Annotated in this window: 16 protein-coding genes; 11 read left to right on the top strand and 5 right to left on the bottom strand. The window is 39.1% G+C overall.

Annotated features, from left to right (window positions below; genetic code table 11):
* Together ACT6XC_RS00995 and tkt are read left to right on the top strand one after the other, a co-directional pair.
* Entirely contained in the window at positions 1–462 is a 462-nt protein-coding gene (locus tag ACT6XC_RS00995) for a PTS sugar transporter subunit IIA (RefSeq protein ID WP_443737637.1), read from the top strand.
* 34 nt (positions 463–496) lie between these two features.
* Complete coding sequence (gene tkt / locus ACT6XC_RS01000) at positions 497–2,464, top strand: transketolase (protein ID WP_443740499.1); 1,968 nt, start codon at positions 497–499, stop codon at positions 2,462–2,464.
* A gap of 182 nt (positions 2,465–2,646) precedes the next feature.
* Here the strand turns inward: tkt and lgt are convergent, their stop codons facing one another.
* On the bottom strand, positions 2,647–3,651 hold the full coding sequence (lgt, locus tag ACT6XC_RS01005) for a prolipoprotein diacylglyceryl transferase (protein ID WP_443740500.1): 1,005 nt from the start codon (positions 3,649–3,651) through the stop codon (positions 2,647–2,649).
* Positions 3,652–3,692: 41 nt separating this feature from the next.
* Positions 3,693–4,832, bottom strand: coding sequence for a P-loop NTPase (locus ACT6XC_RS01010; RefSeq protein ID WP_443737634.1), 1,140 nt, complete (start codon positions 4,830–4,832; stop codon positions 3,693–3,695).
* A 130-nt stretch (positions 4,833–4,962) separates the two neighbouring features.
* Between ACT6XC_RS01010 and ACT6XC_RS01015 the strand changes: the two genes are divergently transcribed.
* From ACT6XC_RS01015 to ACT6XC_RS01030, 4 genes are all read left to right on the top strand, one after another.
* Complete coding sequence (locus ACT6XC_RS01015) at positions 4,963–6,471, top strand: S41 family peptidase (RefSeq protein WP_443740501.1); 1,509 nt, start codon at positions 4,963–4,965, stop codon at positions 6,469–6,471.
* Entirely contained in the window at positions 6,468–7,277 is an 810-nt protein-coding gene (locus ACT6XC_RS01020) for an RsmE family RNA methyltransferase (protein WP_443740502.1), read from the top strand. The genes ACT6XC_RS01015 and ACT6XC_RS01020 overlap by 4 nt, the downstream gene beginning before the upstream one ends.
* Complete coding sequence (locus ACT6XC_RS01025) at positions 7,262–8,035, top strand: WecB/TagA/CpsF family glycosyltransferase (protein WP_443740503.1); 774 nt, start codon at positions 7,262–7,264, stop codon at positions 8,033–8,035. The genes ACT6XC_RS01020 and ACT6XC_RS01025 overlap by 16 nt, the downstream gene beginning before the upstream one ends.
* A gap of 156 nt (positions 8,036–8,191) precedes the next feature.
* The gene (locus tag ACT6XC_RS01030; protein ID WP_443740504.1) at positions 8,192–9,163 is read left to right on the top strand and encodes a sigma 54-interacting transcriptional regulator; all 972 of its coding nucleotides are present in this window, start codon (positions 8,192–8,194) and stop codon (positions 9,161–9,163) included.
* Here the strand turns inward: ACT6XC_RS01030 and ACT6XC_RS01035 are convergent.
* Positions 9,111–9,860, bottom strand: a complete 750-nt coding sequence (locus tag ACT6XC_RS01035; protein WP_443737629.1) for an RNA methyltransferase — start codon at positions 9,858–9,860, stop codon at positions 9,111–9,113. The two genes, ACT6XC_RS01030 and ACT6XC_RS01035, sit on opposite strands and share 53 nt — an antisense overlap.
* Positions 9,861–9,973: 113 nt before the next feature.
* Between ACT6XC_RS01035 and ACT6XC_RS01040 the strand changes: the two genes are divergently transcribed.
* The 4 genes from ACT6XC_RS01040 to ACT6XC_RS01055 all read left to right on the top strand — a co-directional run bounded on the left by ACT6XC_RS01040 (position 9,974) and on the right by ACT6XC_RS01055 (position 14,892).
* Positions 9,974–10,732 carry an SDR family NAD(P)-dependent oxidoreductase gene (locus ACT6XC_RS01040; RefSeq protein ID WP_443737628.1) on the top strand — a complete coding sequence of 253 codons (759 nt, stop codon included), beginning with the start codon at positions 9,974–9,976 and terminating at the stop codon, positions 10,730–10,732.
* Positions 10,733–10,951: 219 nt separating this feature from the next.
* The gene (locus ACT6XC_RS01045; protein WP_443737627.1) at positions 10,952–11,500 is read left to right on the top strand and encodes an STAS domain-containing protein; all 549 of its coding nucleotides are present in this window, start codon (positions 10,952–10,954) and stop codon (positions 11,498–11,500) included.
* A 570-nt stretch (positions 11,501–12,070) separates the two neighbouring features.
* A complete protein-coding gene (locus ACT6XC_RS01050; RefSeq protein WP_443740505.1) occupies positions 12,071–13,072 on the top strand; it encodes a hypothetical protein in 1,002 nt (333 codons plus the stop codon).
* Entirely contained in the window at positions 13,069–14,892 is a 1,824-nt protein-coding gene (locus ACT6XC_RS01055; RefSeq protein WP_443740506.1) for a hypothetical protein, read from the top strand. The genes ACT6XC_RS01050 and ACT6XC_RS01055 overlap by 4 nt, the downstream gene beginning before the upstream one ends.
* A gap of 132 nt (positions 14,893–15,024) precedes the next feature.
* Here the strand turns inward: ACT6XC_RS01055 and murA are convergent, their stop codons facing one another.
* Both murA and pepT read right to left on the bottom strand, forming a co-directional pair.
* Positions 15,025–16,308, bottom strand: coding sequence for a UDP-N-acetylglucosamine 1-carboxyvinyltransferase (gene murA / locus ACT6XC_RS01060; RefSeq protein ID WP_443740507.1), 1,284 nt, complete (start codon positions 16,306–16,308; stop codon positions 15,025–15,027).
* A gap of 41 nt (positions 16,309–16,349) precedes the next feature.
* On the bottom strand, positions 16,350–17,516 hold the full coding sequence (gene pepT / locus ACT6XC_RS01065; RefSeq protein WP_443740508.1) for a peptidase T: 1,167 nt from the start codon (positions 17,514–17,516) through the stop codon (positions 16,350–16,352).
* 138 nt (positions 17,517–17,654) lie between these two features.
* Here pepT and ACT6XC_RS01070 point away from each other — a divergent pair, with 138 nt between their 5' ends.
* Positions 17,655–19,094 (top strand): anthranilate synthase component I family protein, encoded by a 1,440-nt coding sequence (locus tag ACT6XC_RS01070; protein ID WP_443737623.1) that lies wholly within the window; start codon positions 17,655–17,657, stop codon positions 19,092–19,094.
* Positions 19,095–19,148: the final 54 nt, after the last annotated feature.

Here is a 19,148-nt window from a genome sequence, read left to right on the forward strand (position 1 = left end):
ATGGTTCCTGATGCAAACATCGGTGAATATTTGCGTGCTGGCGGTGTTTATAGAGATATTGAGGGAGATTCGCCGTTTGAAGTTTTTAAATCGCTGTCAGAAAAAGTAAATCTTCCTTCAGAAATCCTTCCTGTAAATCTTTATGAAGGTCTTTGCGCCCGCGAATCTGTTTTGAGCACTGCTGTTGGCAACGGAATTGCAATTCCTCATTCTCAGCAGCCGCTCTTAAAAAATCCAAAAGATCAGAGAATTTTTATCTGTTATTTAAAAAATCCGATTGATATGCATGCAATGGACAATAAAAAAGTTCAGACTTTGATTATTCCATTGAGCAGTTCTGTTCAATCGCATTTGCAGATTATTTCGCTTCTTGCGCAACTTTTAACAAAAAGTGATTTAAAAAAAGCACTTGAATTGAAACTTGGATTAAACGAAATTTATCCGTTAATCCGAAGAATTTAATTTGAGTTGATATAAAAATTTTAGGAGTTTTATTATGGACACAAAAGGAATTGCTGCCGTTGCAAAATCAATACGCAGTCTGTCAATCGATGCTATCCAAAAAGCAAAATCAGGTCATCCTGGACTCCCGCTTGGATGTGCTGAACTCGCTGCAATTTTGTACGGAGAAGTTCTAAAGCACAATCCTGCTGATTCAAAATGGGCAGATCGTGATCGCTTTGTGCTTTCAGCTGGACACGGTTCTATGTTGCTTTATTCAATCTTGCACTTGAGCGGTTATAAAGTTTCGCTTGACGACATTAAAAATTTCCGTCAAGTAGGTTCTGTTTGTCCTGGACATCCAGAATTTGGCTGGACTGACGGCGTAGAAAACACATCTGGTCCGCTTGGTCAGGGAATTGCCATTGCCGTTGGAATGGCGCTTGCAGAATCAATCGAGGCTGCAAAATTCAATACGGCAGAACACAAAATTGTTGACCATTATACTTATGCTCTTTGTGGCGAAGGTTGTCTTGAAGAAGGTGTTTCTTCTGAAGCTTCTTCTTTTGCAGGACATAATAAACTTGGAAAACTGATTGTTTTTTATGATCAGAATAAAATTTCTATTGATGGTTCGACAGATATTACTTTTACAGAAGATATTGGAAAACGTTACGAGGCTTATGGCTGGCAGGTTTTAAAAGGCGACATGTATGATGTTGAAGGTCTTTTAAAACTTATTGAAGAAGCAAAAAAATGTTCGGACAAGCCTTCTTTGATTATGCTCAAGTCTGTAATTGGAAAATTTGCTCCAAAGCAGGGAACTCCTGTTGTTCACGGAGAACCTCTTGGAGATGCTGATGTTGCCGAAACAAAAAAAGCGCTCGGTATAAATCCAGATGAATTTTTCTATGTTGATCCACAGGCTCTTCGTTATTTTGAAGACAAAAAAGCTGGTTTTGCTAAAAAAGAAGCTGACTGGAACAAAGAGTTTGAAGCTTGGGCAAAGGAAAATCCTGAACTTGCAAAACAGTGGAAGGCTTCGTTTGAAGGGGAGGCTGACGGAACTGCAGAAGATCCTGTTTATGAAATCGGTGCAAATGTTGCAACCCGTTCGGCAAGTGGCGATATGATAAACGCAATGGGAATTAGATATTCTTGTCTTGTTGGCGGAAGTGCCGACCTTAAAGGTTCTAATAAATCTGGAATGAAGTGCGATGGCGGAACTTATACTCCGTCTAACCGCGCAGGTCGCTCTATTGAATATGGAATCCGCGAGTTTGGAATGGCAAGCGAAGCTCTTGGAATGTGTGCTCATGGCGGAATTCGTCCGTTTGTAGCAACTTATCTTGTATTTAGCGACTACATGCGTCCTTCAATCCGTTTGGCTTCGATTATGAAACAGCCTGTAATCTATGATTTGACTCATGACTCGATTTACGTAGGCGAAGATGGTCCGACACACCAGCCGATTGAACAACTTTCTTCTTTGCGTGCAATTCCTGGTGTACAGGTTTTGCGTCCTGGCGATGCGGAAGAAACCGTTGCTGCCTGGCATATTGCAATGGAAAGCAAAGACCATCCGGTTGTTTTGGCTCTTACAAGACAGAATGTTCCTGTTTATGAAAAAGAAGATAAAAATTGGAAAGAGACAATCAAAAAAGGCGCTTATGTTGTAAAAACGGGCGGCGAGAATCCGGATGTTACTGTCGTTGCGACTGGTTCCGAAGTGAATATGGCTCTTGACGCTGCTAAAAAAGTAAGCGGAAAAATTGTCCGTGTTGTTTCGATTTTGGACAAGAATTTGTTTGAAAGCGATGAAAAATTTATGAACGAAATCCTTGGTGGTGCAAAACGCGTGATTGTTGCAGAAGCTGGCTGCAGATGCGGTTGGGAGGGAATTGCAACTGGTCGCAAAGATTTGTTTACGATTGACCGCTTTGGTGAATCAGGTCCAGGAAGAAATGTAGCACAGGCTCTCGGTTTTACCGCAGATAAACTTGCTGAATTGATTGAATCTTAAAAAATGGCTTAGGGGCTGGAAGGGCGGCGTAAGCCGTTCGCTTGCGAATGAAACCCTGCAAGACCCGACCCGCGCAAGCGGGGAAGCCCCCAAAAATAAAAACTGACTTTTAATTCGGATGTATGAATTTTAGGTCAGTTTTTTTATTTTAAACGAGTTCAAACGATTTGAGAGAAGTTTTGTCAGGCAGATTTTTGTTGATTTTTCTTTTTTGCAAGAAAATATGAAAAAATTGCCAGCGAAATTCCGCCGAGCACCATTAAAAGACATAAAATTTGACCGGTCGAAATGTTAAAAAGCGAAGTGTTGAGGTAAATAGGCGCGTTTGTGTCGGCGGCGATTCTGTAACCAATATCTGAGTCTGGTTCGCGGAAATATTCGATAAAAAAGCGGAAGATTCCGTATCCAATCGTGTAAATTGCTCCAGAAAATCCGTCAAACGGCTTTTTTTTACGCAAAAACCAGAGAATTGAGAAAAGTATAAGACCTTCGAAAAACGCTTCGTAAAGCTGGCTCGGATGGCGCGGAAGATTTACGAGCAAACCGGAAATTTGGAGTCCGCACTGAGATGCAAAATCTTTTACCCATTGGAATGAAGCCGAAAAACGTTCTGCCTGCGGAAAAATAATTCCCCAAGGGGCGCTTGTAATGCGGCCGTAAAGTTCGCCGTTTAAGAAATTTCCAAGACGGCCAAATGTGTAGCCGAGAGGAATTGCCGTAACCATTGCGTCAATCCATTTTAGCGTCTGGCGTTTGTTTTTTTTGCACCAGAAAATCATTCCGATTAAGCCGCCGATAAAGCCTCCGTGATAACTCATTCCTGCAAGTCCGGTAAACTGTCCTGAAGAGTTGAACGGCCAAAAAATTAGCCATGGCTTTTTCCAGTAAATTCCGGAAGTATCGTAGACTAAGGTTGAAAAAATACGCGCGCCGATTAGAAGGAAGATGATTCCTGTGGCAATAAAACTAAAAATGTCGTCTTCTGTGGCTTTTCTTAGCGTTCCGTCGGAAGAAATTTCGTCGAGGGCGCCTTCTTTTAGAAGTTTTTTTAGAACCAAGAAGGCTGTTCCGAACGCAAGAATGTACATAAGACCGTACCAGCGGATAAGTCCCAAAACAGGAACTCCAGGAAAGATTTCCGGATGAATCCACGACGGATAGTTGATATAAAGAGGTAGAAAATTCATTTTATTCTCCAAGTATTTTTTTAAACAGGCGTATTTTTATTTTAAATCTTAAATCCCTGAGAAGCCGCCTTTACAAGTTTTGATTTTAAAAGCAGATTTTCGTTTCTGAGTTGATTTAATTCATACTGCTGGGTTTTTATAGTTTCTGCAAGTTCTCCCATGCTCAGCGCTCCTGTGCCAACCAAGTCTTCGACATAGGACATTTTTTGAGAATAGTCGTCATTTGCTTCTTCGTTTGCAAGTTCGTATGTTGAGTCGAGAACGTCTGTTGAAAAATCATCAAATTGAAATGTTTCGCTCTGAAGAATTTTTTCTGCAATTCTATAAATTGCCTGACTGATTACTGCATTTGGTTTGTAGTTTATGACTGGCAATCTTGATGAAAGCGCTTTGTCCTGCAAGGTGTCACGGTACATTACTCCAAGAGATTCAACGTCGATTCCGAGATATTGCTGGCATGAACGGCGAATTTTTAGGGCTTTGTCGGCATCTTTTGGTTCGTCAATCATATTCATGACAAGGCGCGGATGGAATTGTCTCATGCGATTTTCAAAAATTGTTGCATTTTCCGGATCAACTTCGCGCAACGCTTCAATCATTTTTGGAATGTAAAGCCTCTGGAGGGAAGATGAGTCGTTTTTGAGTTTTTCAAGATATTTTGCGGCCGGGCTGTTTTTTTTGAATGAGCTTGCCATGAGCCGGAAAACTGCGTTTTTTAAAAAAAGATAGCCGTTGAGGGTTGCCGTGACTGTTGGCGCAGTAACTACAATTCCCTGTGGAGAAAGAAGAAATAAATCTAGAATTGTAAGGTGGGTTCCAGCTCCAAGGTCGATTATAAGGTAGTCGCAGTTTAAATTGCGGAAATTCCGAATAATTGAATTTTTCTGGGCACTTTTTAAGGTGCTCAGACCTGGAATTTCAGAATCTCCTGCGATAAAAGAAACATTTTCGTATTCTGTCGGCTGGATTATGTCTTCAAATTTATTTTCGCCTGTAATGAAGGTGCCGATTCCTTTTTTTGCAGAAAACTGGCCGATTACAAGATGAAGGTTCGACGCGCCTAAGTCGAGATCTGCCAGAATTACTTTTTTGCCAGCCTGTCCGAGTGCGATTGCGAGATTTGCAGAAAGAAGACTTTTTCCTACGCCTCCTTTTCCGCTTGCGATTGGAATGATTTGCATGGCTTTATTCTAGCATAGTAAAAACAGAAAATACAGAGGTTCTTTCTATAGAAAAAATATGAATTTTCCGAAAAAAGGAACATAATTCTTTCTCTTGCCTTAAAATAGATTGAAGTCTAAAATACAGGCTATGAAAAAAATTAAACATGGCATAAAAGTTGTTTTTTTGTATTTTTATGCAATAATCTTTGCTTCTCAATGTTTTGCCGAGTCTTCGACAAATTCGACATCGAAAATAAATAAACGTACACAGCAATATATGGAAATGATGAACGGAGTTTTTGACTTTGTTCAGAGAAATTATGTTGATGAGGTTGACCCTGAAACGCTCTACACGGGCGCTCTAAAAGGAATGCTTTCTGCCTTGAATGATCCGTACACCGTCTATCTGGATAATTCGACTTTTAGAAGTTTAAATGACACTACAAAAGGAAAATTTGGAGGAGTCGGTCTTTCTATTTCCAAGGCATTTGTTTCTACTCCGGAAAAACCGGCTTATGTAGAAGTTGCTTCGCCTGTAGAAGACACACCTGGATTTAAGGCTGGAATTCAGGCTGGAGATTTGATTATTTCTGCAAACGGAACTGACACTTCAAAAATAACTATGGACGAAGTTTTGGATATTTTGCGCGGTCCTGTTGGAGAAAAAGTCGACCTTGTGATTCGGCGTGGACAGAATATTGAATTTCCGGTGACATTAAAAAGAGAGATGATTGAAGTTCCGACGGTAAAATTTGGAACAATAAAGGAAGTTGAAAAAGCCGGAACTGTAGGTTATGTAAGAATTATTGAATTTACACCTCAGACAGCCGAGCGCGTTCAGCAAGCTTTAGATTCATTTAAAAAAGAAAAGATTTCTGCTTTGATAATTGATTTGCGCAACAATCCTGGCGGACTTATAACGTCTGTTGTTGATGTTGCAGATAAATTTATTGATAAAGGGCCGATTGTTTCGACAAAAAGCCGTCTTGACTTTGAAAATTCTGTTTTTACGGCAAGTCCACGAAAAACGACTTTTAAAAAAGATATTCCTATTGTAGTTTTAATCAACAAAGGTTCGGCCTCGGCTTCTGAAATTCTTTCTGGCGCGTTAAAAGACAACCATTTGGCTTACCTTGTTGGCCAGCGAACTTACGGGAAAGGTTCTGTTCAGCAGGTGCTTCCGCTTTCTTCTACAGACGGCATAAAAATTACAATGGCGCGTTATTACACTCCAAGCGATACGAATATCGACAAAATCGGAATCCCGCCAGACAGAGAGGTTTTGTTCCCGGATTTTGCAGAAGATGGCGAAAAACAGTATACCGAATTGATGAAAAGCGACGAAATTGAAAAAGTCGTTGAACAGAATAAAAATATGACGGAAAAGCAGATTGCAGATTTTGCAGAAAAATTGCACGAAAAATACACCGCAATCGATTTGCCGACTCTCAGAAAACTCGTAAGAAACGAAGTAACCCGCACAAAAGGCACCATGCTTTACGATTTGGACTGGGATGTTCAGCTTGTTGCGGCCCTCGATATTTTGAGCGGAACTAAGGCTGAATTTGATGAACTTGTAAAAAATACAAAGACTCTTAAAGAATTACAGGAAGAGGCGGCTTTGAAAGACGAATCGCTGTCTGCCGAGAAAAAATGAGGCAGTTTGTTTCGACTGTAAATCCAGACAAAAAAGGACTCATCGAAATTAACGGAAAAGATTTTCGTTATTTAAAACAAGTTCTTAGGCTTTCTGTCGGCGATATGCTTTATGTTCGTTTGTCAAACGGAAAACTTTCTGGCACGACGGTTGCAAAAATTGATGAAAACAGGCGCACCGTAACTTTGCAAGTGTGCGATTCTGTTTTGGAAGTTTTAAAAGAAGAAGGCGAAAATCAGAGCGAATATTGCCCGGAAACAAATTTATATCTTTTTCAGTTTGTTGCAAAAAGTTCAAAAATGGATTTGATTGTGAGACAGGCGACAGAATGTGGAGTTTTTAAAATAATTCCTGTGACTGGGAAATTTACGCAAAATGGCGGAGCAGAAAAGAATTTCCGAAATTCACGGTATGAACGGATTGTAAAAGAAGCTCGTCAGCAGAGCGGAAGTCCAGTTTCGACCGAAATTGCAGAAACTTTGACGTTGGATGAAGCCTGCGCTTTCTGGAAAAAAATTGCCGAAGAAAATTCAAAAGACGGTTTTGCCTGCGTTTTGTACGAACGAAGCGAAAAAACAAAAAATCTTTACGAAGCTATCTCGGATTCGGAAAAAATAAAAAATTGCGCGATTTTTTGCGGGGCGGAAGGCGGAATAAGTCCCGAAGAAATAGAAATTCTTTCTAAAAATGGAATTGTTCCAGTTCACCTTGAAACAAATATTTTAAGATGCGAGACTGCAGCACTTTATGGCATTGCTTGCGTGCAGAATGCAATAACGGGAAGAAAAATATGGCAGAAGAATTAAGAAACGAAAATTCAAAACTTAAAAGAATAAATTTGCTTGGCGTTCCAGTCGATGTCTGCAATCCTGGCGACATGGACGAAGTTATTCTTGAAATTCTCGCAAAACCTGGCTCGAAACAGATTGTCTTTCTTTCTGTCTGGGATTTGTTAAAGGGCAGAAAAAAGAAAAAGAATTTTAGCAAATATTTACATTCTGCCGATTTAATTTTGCCGGTTTCTAAAAGTATTATCTGGGGTGCAAAATTCTTAAAAAAAACAGTTCCCGTAAGATACAATCCTTTTTCCGCAGTAATTGCGATTTTGTCGGTTATGGAATATCACTACAAATCGCTGTTTTTGCTTGGAGGACGAAAAAAGGCTCTTCAAAAGGCAGAATCAAATTTGCGTTCAACATTGCCGAACCTTCAGATTGTCGGTCGTTACGTTGGTTATTATTCAAAAGATATTGAAAAAGATGTGGTTCAAGCAATCTTCAAAGCGTCGCCTTCTCTTGTAATTGTGAGCGATGGAATAAAAGAAAAAAAATTGTGGGCTTATAATCGGCGGAACAATTTTGCTTCGAGCATTTTTTTGTATTATAAAGATTGCATTGGAATTTTTTCTGACCGTGTAAAAAGAGTAAGCGAGAATACTTTTGACCGTGGACTTGAAATTTGGCCAGAAATTTTTAAAAATCCTTTGAAAATTTTTCTCATTTTTCCGTATTTGCGTTATATAATTTTAATATTCTGGTACAGACTTTTTAAAAAGAATTCCTGAGAGTTTTTTTTGGAAGGCAAAATCTTTTTTTTCTCACAAAATCCGGCATTTGTTTCGATGTGCGCAAATGTGTTTTCTGGCTTCTGTTGTTTTGAAGTTTTAAATTCAGAAAAATCTTTTAAAAATTGCCTTTTACATTTTGCGAACTGTATTTTTTTGTGCGATTATGAGTTTTTTAAGGGCGATGTGCTTTTTGACGAAATAACAAAATACAACGGGCACAAAATTTTCTTTTTGACGACAAAGGTTTATTACAGTTCTGATATTCCAAAATATGTAATTCATCTTCCGTTTGGGTTTCCGCAACTTTTAAAAATGATTGATTTTGAAACTGATGATGAAGCAAATTCTCTTTGCAAAAAAAAGGTTTCTTTTAATTTGGCAGGTTCTTCGCTATGTGTAAAAAAATTGCGTATTCAGATCGCGCAAGCGGCAAAGCATAAGGACTGCGTTCTTTTTACTGGTGAAAGTGGAACTGGAAAGTCGCTTGCTGCAAAAATCCTGCATGGAATGAGCTCTGCTGGAAAAAAAGGCAAAAAACTCGTAATCGAAAATATTTCTGCGATTTCCGAAAATCTTGTCGAAAGTGAACTTTTTGGCGTAAAAACTGGAGCTTTTACTGGTGCAAACTGTGATCGAGAAGGTTTGATAGGCAAGGCGGACGGAAGTTCGATTTTTTTTGACGAAATTGGCGATTTTCCACTGCATCTTCAGTCAAAACTTTTGCTTGCCGTTCAGGACGGTTTAATCCGAAAAATCGGAAGTGATGAAAGCCGGAAAGTTGATGTCAGATTTATTTTTGCAACGAATCAAGACTTGCGGAACAAAATAAAAAATGGCGGTTTTAGAAAAGACTTGTTTTTTAGGATAAGCGCAGTCGAAATTGAAATTCCGCCGTTAAGAAAAAGAAAAGAAGACATTCCTGAGCTTTCGGTTGAATATTTTAAAAAGCGCGGACTGGATTTTTCGATTTCCAAAACCGCACTTTTAAAACTTCAAGATTACGACTGGCCTGGAAATATTCGCGAACTTGAAAATTGTTTGGCAAAAGCGGTCAGAAACTGCAATAAAAATGTTATTGGTCCTGAACTGATTCATTTTTTTGAGCAAGACCTGCAATTTTGGTGAATGTTTTTTCAATATAAGAAGTTTCGCCTTCGCTCAGAGACGCTCTTGAAAGAATTCCCCGCCAAAAATTTTCCATGTCTTCTCTTCCAGCAACCTTGAAAAAACCTGTTTTTTTGAGGCTTTCTGAAATCGTGTTTATAGTTTTGTCCAAACGTTCGAGGTTTACAGGAACATAACCTGGGCTTATTTTTGTTTGCGTCCTAAAAAAGTGATATGCAATAATTTGAACTGCATGCGAAAGGTTGAGAGAAGCAAAAACTGGCGACGAAGGAATCGTAACTCCGATTGTACATTCTGAAAGTTCTTCGTCGGAAAGACCTGTGCGCTCATTTCCAAAAACTGCTGCGACAGTCTGACCTTCGTTTTTTTCTGTTCCAGAAACGTCCGAAGCGAGTTTTGCAAATTCTTCTGGGAGCAAAAGTTTGTCTTTGCGTTTTTTACCTCGCCGGCGTGTTGTTCCTGCGGAAAGTGCGCAGTCTTTTGTGGCTTCTGTAATCGAATTAAAAAATTTTGCGTTTTCCCAAATGTCTGCTGCATGAATTGCAAGCCGTCTTACATGCTCATCGTCAAAATTTTCTCTTAATCCGACAATTCGCAGGTCAGAAAGCGCATTGTTTGCCATTGCGCGACAAACTGCTCCAACGTTGCGACTTTCTTCGGGATTTACAAGGACGATTGCAATTTTGTTAAGGTTCATTTACGGTTTGCTCCAGATGAAAAACTTGTAAAGATATTTTAGCGTTTTTGTAAAAGGCTGTCATTTAATTTTGATTTTTGATTAGTTAAAAAATTTGCTGTATAATTTTTTGCATGAAAAATTTTGAAGGAAAAAACGCTCTTGTTGTTGGCGGAAGTGGTGGAATTGGTTTTGAAATTTCCAGAATGCTTTTTAAAAACGGAGCGAATTTAATAATTCATGGACGAAATTTGCAAAAACTTGAAAAAGCAAGACAAAATTTAAAAAGTGAATTTGAAAATAAGCCGGAAATAAAAATTTTGCCGTTTGATTTTGATTATGAACCTTTTGAAAATCTGCAAAATTCTAGACTGATAAAGGAAATACAAAAAACAGACATTTTATGCATCTGCTACGGACCTTTTTTGCAAAAAAGTTTAGACAAAATGAACTTTTCGGAGTGGCAGAAAATTTCGCTTTTAGATTATGCCCTTCCTGGAATTTGCGTGAGTGCGGCTCTTTCTGGAATGAAAAAGAATCACTTTGGAAGAATTTTGCTTTTTGGTGGAACAGGAACAAATTTTCGTTCGGAATTTTTGACAAATGCCGCTTATGCTGGTGCAAAAACGGGACTTGGTGTTCTTGTGCAGTCTGTTGCCTGCGGATTTTCGGACGATGGAATTACCTGTAATGCGATTTTGCCGGGCTTTACCGAAACTGAATATCAAAGCGAAAAAATTCTTGAGGAAGGCAAAGACAAAATGCCCGGAAAAAAATTGATTGAAAAGGAATCGATTGCCAGTAAGGCGGAATTTTTGCTAAAAAATGACGATCTGAACGGAGTTTTGCTGAAAGTTGACCGGGGATGGAGTCCTTTGAACGCCAGAAAATGAATTGACTTTTACGCGCAAAACAAAAATGTATGTGAACCGAAAATATAGCCCTGATTGTAGCAGCGCGAAGCGTCCGGCATTGCCGGATAAAACTGCGAAAAGCAGGTTGCGGGCGGTGTATGAGCTGTGTTTTTTGGATTCTCTGGAATTTGATAAATTTGACATAATAGCGATTTTTGTCTTATAATTTACTGAATATCGAATGTTAGCAGGGGTTTTATGAGTAACAACAATATTGTTCCTGGATTTAATGACGAAAAAGATGACAGTCTCAAAATAAATCTTGAAAAAGTACCAGAGGTTGAAAACTGCCTGACAATATATTTGATTGGATACATTGACACTTACAATTCGAGTTTTTTTCAAAAAAGAATTGCAAGGGTTGTAGAAGCAGGTTATGTAAATCTTATTTTTAACTGCGCTTCTCTTAATTATGTTTCTTCGACAGGAATTGGTTCTTTTACTGCGTTTTTAAAAATGGTAAAACCAAAGGGAGGAGATGTTGTTCTTCTCGAAATTCAACCGAAGGTTTACGAAGTTTTCCAGCTTTTGGGATTTAGCCAGTTTTTTAATATTAAAGATTCGATGGGAGATGCTATCAACTTTTTTAAAAATGGAACTCAGGTTGAAGAAAGCGTTTTTCCGAAGATTTTTAGTTGTCCTGTTTGTTCAAAACGCCTTAAGGCGACAAGAAGTGGACGGTTCCGTTGTTCTGAATGTAAGTCGATTCTTGCAATTGACCAGCAGGGCGCAGTTTTTTTGGGATAAAAATTTTTATAAAAAAATTGCATAGAATTTTTTGCCAAATCTTGTGCTTTTTGACGGTGAGCAAAAGAAGTGGCGCATAAAACTTTGTTTGAAAATTAAATCCGCTGGCATAAAAAGTGCAGGCGGATTTTTTTTATGCCTAGAATAAAAAACGGGCAAAATAAAACTTGGCAGAACCTGCTTGTGGAAATTATTGACAGAAATTTTTAGAGGAGTTTTGTAAATAAACACGTTTTTGAAATACTTGTGGATAAACTGTGGTTTTGTGCGGAAGATTGTGCATAAGCTGTGGATACTTGTGCATAACTTGTGGATAAAGTGTTTAGAAACGTGCGTATAGTTAAAAATTTAGAATGAAAAATGACAGGACTTATAAACGGTTTTTTGCCAAATTGGATGTCTATTTTGTTAATTATTTGTATTGTAAGGAATTAACAAAATAGATAAAATCTTAAAACCGGTTATTTTTTTTTAATAACGTTTGTTCGTTTTGCCGAAAATTTAATAACTAACGAAAGTTTGTGTGCACAACTTGTGGATAACTTGTGAGTATGAGGTTTATAAAAGCTGATGAAGACCGCCTTTAATATGATTATTTATTATCTTATTGCAACATTTTTGGGATTGATTGTTGCCGCAGGAATTTATATGCTTTGCTGCGATTTGACACTTTTGGTTGCAGGCGAAAAATTGAATTTTTTTAACTGGGACTTTTTTGTCTGCGGTCTTTTTGTTGCTTTTCCGCTTACTGTAAGTGTTGTTCTCGGGTTTTCAATTTTTTATGGAATCCGCCATCGGGAAAATCATTTTTTTCGTCTTGGCGCCTATATTTTTTTGTGCGCGCTTACCTGGTTTTGCCTGGTGCCTGTTTGCTTTAACCTTCAAAAATCTTACGAAAACAAAAAAATAGAAAATAATCAAAAAAAACTTTTGTCGTCTGGTTTTTTCAGGCCGGAGGCAGGAGGCGTTTTTTATTTGTCCAGGGTTGACGAAAATGGAAAATCAAACGGTCTTTTTATCGATTTGAGCGGAATTACTGGAGAGGCTGGCTCTATCGTTAAGTTTTTTGATTCTTCTGTGGAAGAACTTTATGACGGAAAATATTCAGACACTTTGATTCGCGATGTCGTAAAACTTCCTCTGGTTTTGCTCGTTCCTTTGCGCGTTTATTCAACTTTGATAGAAAATGCACGTTCTGCCTGGAATTGTGGCTGGTTGAGCTGGATTTCGTTTTTAAGTTTTGTTCTTGCACTTTGTTCTGTAATTTCGTTTCAATATACGAGTGGCTGGCGACTTATAAATGCGCTCAGCGTAATGTTTGTCTCTGGAGTTATCTGTCTTGTGAATTATTCTTTTTATAAAGGATTTATTTTTAAAAATTTGCGGATTTCGTGGAATGAACATTTGCTTGCAGTCGAACCTGGCGAAAAAATGAATTTTATTCAAAAAATTTTTGAAAATTCAGAACCTCTTCTTGTTGCGATAAATCTTTTTTTATTTGCCTTCATTTTGGTTTCTGGAATTCTTTTATTCATATTCAAATATAAAAACAAAAAAGAGGCCAAACAATGAAAAAGTCCGCTGCAATAATTTTTTCTTATGCTTTTTTAGTTTTTGCACTTTGCCTTGGAATTTCTTCTTTTATTGGAAGAGTACCAGCAGTTCTCGAAGAATACAGGCGGACTTACATTTTTTGTCGTGGATTTTTGTGTTTTTTTAGACTTTTGCCTGCGGTTTTAAGTTCCGGATTTTTGGTTGCGCTTTCGATCTATTTCGGAATTGATTCCGAAAAAGCACAGATGCGTTTTAGTCCGGTTATTGTAAAAGATTTAAAAAGAACTATGGTTTTGTCGTTGATTCTCGTTGCCGTTATGAGCGGAGTTTCAGAAATTGCCTCTCCGATTGTTCAGCGAAAAAAAGACTATGCTGAAAATTCTGAACGTCTTTTAACAGAATATGTTCAGCTTGGAAACGAATCTCTTGCTGCCGAAAATTACGTTTTGGCTCACCGTTACGGAAGTCAGATTCTAAAAATTCGACCGGCAAGTTCGGAAGGAAAAAATTTAATCGACAAGTCGGAAGCGGTATTAAAAGCGATAAAGAAAATTTCTCCAGAAACAGAAAAAGTAAAAACAGGTGGAGAACTCCATATTTTTGATGAAATTTCTGGCGAAACGGTAACTTCCCTCATCAATAAATCAAAAATGGCGGCAGAAAAAGGCAAATGGTTTGAATCTCATTATTTTGCCCAACTTGCTACAATCACCGGTTCAGAAAAAGACATAAATATAAAAGAAGCGCGTAGGCTTGCAAGTCAGGCCTGGAACGTTTTGCAGTCTGTTTCTCCTTCAGAAAAGACGCGGGACCAAATTCTGTTTGCAAAAAAGCGTTCTGCGTATAAGGCGCTTTCTGAAGGCAACAATATTGAAGCTTATTACCAGTTTGTGGAAATTTCAAAGCAGGATGTTGAATGGGCTTCTGATCCTGATGTGACGGAATTTTTGACGATTGCGCGCAACCGTATGGAAAAACAGTGCTTTTTTATCGACGAAACCGACAGCCTTAGAACTTTTGAAAATTTTCTGAATGTTTATTTTACGGTAAAACATTCGGACGGACGGACAGATGTTGTTTACATTCAGGGAATTACACCGGTTTATGACAACGGCGGAATGGTGCAGTATTTGCGTGGTCTGACGGTGACAACCTTTGCCAAAAATGGAAGTTTTATAAAGTCATTCAGCGTTCCTTATGCAAAAATGCTTTCGGTTGCAGTCAGCTCTTTTGACGAAAATTTGCGCGCTCAACTTGACCTGCCTCAAAAAGTAAAACGAGTTCCGTATATTTTGTTAAAAAGTCTGGACAGAAACGGACGCGAAAAAATAATTCTTCCAAAATACGAATTTTCAGATTCTCTGCATCCCGACCAAAAAACGCAGCCGATTTCGACAGTTCTTGCCATGTCGCTGGAAGATTTTTTTACGGCTTGCGAGCAGAGCGCCGGATTAAGGACAATGCCGTTGGATACGCTTTTAAAAACTGCCGGAAAAGCGCAGAATTTTGGTTTTTCCAACGAAATTTCCGGCGCATTTTTAATAAAACGAATCACTTATCCGCTCATAATGATGACAATTTTAATTTTCTTTGCAGGATTGGCCTGGAATTTTAGGATTCACAAAGAGCAGGTTTTTAAATTTGTCTGGGTTTTTATAATTCCTTTTTGCGCCCTGGCCTGCGACGCATTTATTCAAATTATTTTGTCAATTGCCGAGCTTTTTAATTTTATGCTCGTGAGTGTTGCCGGAACGGCCTCTCTTTTAGTGGCTCTCGGATTTTGGATTGTGGTTTTCTTTTTTGCAGTATTTTATTTTGTGACTAGAAAAACGAATTAAAATTTTGGACGGCAATTTGCGCTCTAACCAGCTGCTTCGGGTTCCGCTGTCCGCTCCATTGCAAATAAATTTGCAACTTACGCCCTGCGCATCTGGCGTAAGTTGTTTTTTTTAGTTTTAATTTTTGCAGTTTTAGCTGATTTCCACACGTTTTATGTGTGCTCCAAGACTCTGCAATTTTTCTACAAGGTGTTCATATCCTCGTTCAATCTGATAAATATTTGAAATTGTCGATTCGCCATGAGCGGCCATTGCTGCAATTACCATTGCCATGCCCGCCCGCACATCCGGCGAAACAAGGTTATCTCCGTGCAAGGTGCTTGGACCGGAAACAACTGCGCGGTGTGGATCGCAGAGAGTAATTCTGGCTCCCATGCTTATAAGTTTATCAACAAAGAACATTCTGCTTTCAAACATTTTTTCAAAAATCAAAACAGTTCCTTCAACCTGGGTTGCAACGACTGTCATAATCGAAGTTAAATCAGGCGGAAATCCTGGCCAAGGAGAATCATCAATTTTTGGAATCATTCCTCCTAAGTCAGTGTTTACTTTCATTTCCTGACCGACTGCGACTTTCAAAGTATCGCCTTCGATTGTCCAGGTTATTCCAAGCTTTCCAAATGCAACGCGCAATGGTCTCAGGTCTTCTGCGCGGACTCCAGTAATTGTAATTGAGCCTTTTGTTGCTGCCGCAAGTCCGATATACGAACCGATTTCCATAAAATCCGGTCCGATTGAAAAATCAACTCCGTGGAGTTTTTTTACGCCGTCGATTACAAGAATATTCGAGCCGATTCCTGAGATTTTTGCTCCCATTGCAACGAGCATGTTGCATAAATCCTGCACGTGCGGTTCTGAGGCCGCATTCGTGATTTTTGTCCTTCCTTCTGCAAGAACAGCCGCCATAACTGCGTTTTCTGTTGCCGTAACGGAAGTTTCGTCAAGAAATAAATCTGCTCCAACGAGTTTGTTTGCTGTAAAAGTAAAAGGTCCGTCAACTGTTATTCGTGCGCCAAGTTCCTGAAGAGCGAGAAAGTGAGTGTCCAAACGCCTGCGTCCGATTACATCGCCTCCTGGAGGCGGCATTACAGCCTTTCCAGCTCTTGCAACGAGCGGACCTGCAAAAAGGATTGAAGCGCGGATTTTTTTGCTCAATTCACTTGGAATATCAGTTTTTTCGATTTTTTTTGCTTCGATTTTCCAGGTGTGATGTTCAATTTTTTCGACACTTGCTCCGAGCGATTGCAAGATTGAAATCATTACCGAAGTATCTTCAATGTCGGGAATATTTCGCAAAATTACAGTTTCGTCTGTCAAAAGAGAAGACGCAATGCACGGCAATGCAGAATTTTTGTTTCCGCTTGCTTTTACTGTTCCGCGGATTGGAATTCCGCCTTCGATTTTGTATTCAAACATTTTGTTCTCCAAAGTGTTATTGTTTCATATTTAGTTTCGGCTTAAATTGAGCACAAATTTATAAGGACTTCCAAAGCCTTGCTCATTTCGTTCAAACTTGCCCATTCTGAGCGGGAATGAAAATCGTGGCCGCCAGTAAAAATATTTGGCGTTGGAATTCCCATTTCTGTAAGCCGTGAACCGTCTGTTCCTCCGCGGATTGGCGGAAAAATCGGCTCAATTCCGGCAGATTTGTATGCGTTTACAAGTTTTTGCACGGTTTGAGGAGAATTTTCAAGTCCGTTTTTCATGTTTGCATACTGAAAAGTGTGTTTTACTTCTGTTTTGCCACCAAAAATCAGAGCCGTTGTCTGTGCAAGTTTTTCGATTAAAGCTTTTCGGTTTTCCATTCCTTCTGTGGAAAAATCTCTCAAAAAAACAGTAACTTCCGCTTTTTCGATTGTGCCAGAGATTTCCATTGGCGCAAAAAATCCTTCAAAACCACAGGTTGTTTCTGGAGCTTCGTGTCGTGGAAGTGAAGCAATAAAATTTGCCGCCATTACTGCCGCATTTACCATTTTGCCACGCGCGCTTCCTGTATGAGTTGAAATTCCTATAAATTCAATTTCGCTTTTGCAGGCGTTAAAACATTCAGTTTCGAGTTCGCCCAAATTTCCGCCGTCTACAGTGTAAGCTTGTTTTGATTTTATTAGGTTGAGAGGAACGTTGTCCATTCCATGTCCAGTTTCTTCGTCTGGGCTAAAGCAAATTTCTATTTCGCCGTGTTTTATTTGCGGATTTTCCTTAAAAAAAGCAAGTGTCTGCATAATTTCGGCAATTCCTGCTTTGTCGTCAGCACCCAAAAGCGTTGAGCCGTCTGTCGAAATTATCGTGTCGCCGTCTTTTTGTGTAAGAACAGGTTTTATATTTTGACCTGAACATTCTTCTACAGTGTCCATGTGCGCAAGAAGACAAAATGAATCTGAAACATTTGTTCTGTCCGAAGCCTGCAACCGACCGTAAACGTAGCATTTTTCTGTAATTTGAACGTCGGAAAGACCGAGTTGTTCAAGTTCTTCTTTTAGAAGTCTAGCTAAGTCAAACTGTCTGTCGGTCGAAGGCTGAAAACCCGAATCGGCACGGGAACTGTCGCTGGTTGTCCAAATCTGAACATATCTTAAAAACCGTTCAAGAAGAGCATTTTTTTGCTCGTCAGAAATAAAAGCCATAAAAGCATTATAAGTAAAAAACGAAAAATAAAACAGAGGAACATTTAAGCAGTGCTGTTTTTTATCTGTTTCTATTGACAGAAACGAAGCGCTGGTATATTGTTTCTATATAAAGAAACAATATTTGGAGTTTTTTTTATGACAGATATTTTTGATTCGGTTTATAAATGTATTTCTAGTGAACGCTATACGCCTTATTCGTTGGCCCGCAAAATCGGGGCGGTTGGCATTTTGGAATCAGCAAGTTTTGCAAAAGGACGTGAACGTTACTCGATTTTGATGGCTGAAGAAGCCTTTAAAATTGTTCAGGACGATGACGGAGTTGCTTTTTTAATTGACGGCTCTCGAGTGCCTTTTGTTCCTATGGAAGATTCTCTTGATGCTCTTGGTCGTAAAAAGCCAGCTGATATTTTGGACGCTCTTTTGTATGTTGCTCAGCAGCACAAAAATTTTGAAAATTCTTCTGATATTCCGGTTCCAGCTTCTGGAATGGGATATTTGAGTTATGAATTTGCAAGAAGATGCGACAATATTCGTTTTTTTGAGCAGGAAGATGAGCTTGGAGTTCCTGAAAGCCTTTTTATTGCCGGACATATTTACATTGTTTTTGATCATTTTACCGAAACAATGCACATTTTCGGTTTTAACTACAAAGAGCACAAAATCGATATAGAAACGGCTGTTGAAAAAATGGTCAAAAGAATAAACGACATGGATTTTTCTTATGTTGAAAACGAAATTGGAAAATTTGAATACAAAATTCTGACAGATATTGAGCAGTCTAAACGCGAATATATTCAAAAAGTTGAAGAACTTAAAAAGCACATTGTTGACGGAGACATAATTCAGGCGGTTCCGAGTCGCCGTGTTCAGATTGAATGCAAGGCAACGGCTTTGCAGGTTTATGGAAAACTCAGAAAAGTAAATCCTTCGCCTTATATGTTTTATCTTGATTTTGGAAATTTTCAGTTGACAGGAGCTTCTCCAGAAAGTTTAGTGCGCGTGCGGGAAGGAAAAGCGTCAATTCATCCGATTGCGGGAACGATTCATCGCGGAAAAAACGAAGCCGAAGACGAAGAATTGAGCAAAACCCTGCGCGAAAACCCAAAAGAACGTGCCGAGCATCTTATGCTTGTTGACCTTGCAAGAAATGATTTGGGACGGGTCTGCAAAAGTGGAAGCGTGACAGTTCCTCAGTATATGGAATGTGAACGTTACAGTCACGTAATTCATCTTGTTTCAAATACGGAAGGTTTTGTTCGCGAAGGCGTAAAGCCGATTCAGGTTTTGAGGGCGTCTTTTCCAGCTGGAACTGTGAGCGGAGCGCCAAAAATAAGCGCAATGCAGATTTTGAGCCGTTTGGAAAAAATAAAAAGACGGTTTTATGCTGGAGCGGTCGGATATATTCAGAATAACGGAGATTTGGATTTTTGCATTACAATCCGCTCTTGTCTGTGCAAAGACGGAATTTTTAGTTTGCAGGCCGGTGGTGGAATTGTCTACGATTCGACTCCAGAACGGGAATTTACAGAAACTCAGGAAAAACTCGGCGCTTTGATCGATACTTTGACAAAATAAAAAATGCGTTAGGTTATGGAGCACCGCCGAAGGCGTTCCAAAAGACTAAAGGGG

Origin of the sequence: Treponema berlinense (assembly GCF_052273165.1) — a bacterium.
GTDB lineage: Bacteria > Spirochaetota > Spirochaetia > Treponematales > Treponemataceae > Treponema_D > Treponema_D berlinense_A.

Excerpts from the sequence above, each read along its gene's own strand:
- ACT6XC_RS00995 (WP_443737637.1), top strand. The coding sequence starts at position 1 with ATGGTTCCTGATGCAAACATCGGTGAATATTTGCGTGCTGGCGGTGTT.
- tkt (WP_443740499.1), top strand. The coding sequence starts at position 497 with ATGGACACAAAAGGAATTGCTGCCGTTGCAAAATCAATACGCAGTCTG.
- lgt (WP_443740500.1), bottom strand. The coding sequence starts at position 3,651 with ATGAATTTTCTACCTCTTTATATCAACTATCCGTCGTGGATTCATCCG.
- ACT6XC_RS01010 (WP_443737634.1), bottom strand. The coding sequence starts at position 4,832 with ATGCAAATCATTCCAATCGCAAGCGGAAAAGGAGGCGTAGGAAAAAGT.
- ACT6XC_RS01015 (WP_443740501.1), top strand. The coding sequence starts at position 4,963 with ATGAAAAAAATTAAACATGGCATAAAAGTTGTTTTTTTGTATTTTTAT.
- ACT6XC_RS01020 (WP_443740502.1), top strand. The coding sequence starts at position 6,468 with ATGAGGCAGTTTGTTTCGACTGTAAATCCAGACAAAAAAGGACTCATC.
- ACT6XC_RS01025 (WP_443740503.1), top strand. The coding sequence starts at position 7,262 with ATGGCAGAAGAATTAAGAAACGAAAATTCAAAACTTAAAAGAATAAAT.
- ACT6XC_RS01035 (WP_443737629.1), bottom strand. The coding sequence starts at position 9,860 with ATGAACCTTAACAAAATTGCAATCGTCCTTGTAAATCCCGAAGAAAGT.
- ACT6XC_RS01040 (WP_443737628.1), top strand. The coding sequence starts at position 9,974 with ATGAAAAATTTTGAAGGAAAAAACGCTCTTGTTGTTGGCGGAAGTGGT.
- ACT6XC_RS01045 (WP_443737627.1), top strand. The coding sequence starts at position 10,952 with ATGAGTAACAACAATATTGTTCCTGGATTTAATGACGAAAAAGATGAC.
- ACT6XC_RS01050 (WP_443740505.1), top strand. The coding sequence starts at position 12,071 with ATGAAGACCGCCTTTAATATGATTATTTATTATCTTATTGCAACATTT.
- ACT6XC_RS01055 (WP_443740506.1), top strand. The coding sequence starts at position 13,069 with ATGAAAAAGTCCGCTGCAATAATTTTTTCTTATGCTTTTTTAGTTTTT.
- murA (WP_443740507.1), bottom strand. The coding sequence starts at position 16,308 with ATGTTTGAATACAAAATCGAAGGCGGAATTCCAATCCGCGGAACAGTA.
- pepT (WP_443740508.1), bottom strand. The coding sequence starts at position 17,516 with ATGGCTTTTATTTCTGACGAGCAAAAAAATGCTCTTCTTGAACGGTTT.
- ACT6XC_RS01070 (WP_443737623.1), top strand. The coding sequence starts at position 17,655 with ATGACAGATATTTTTGATTCGGTTTATAAATGTATTTCTAGTGAACGC.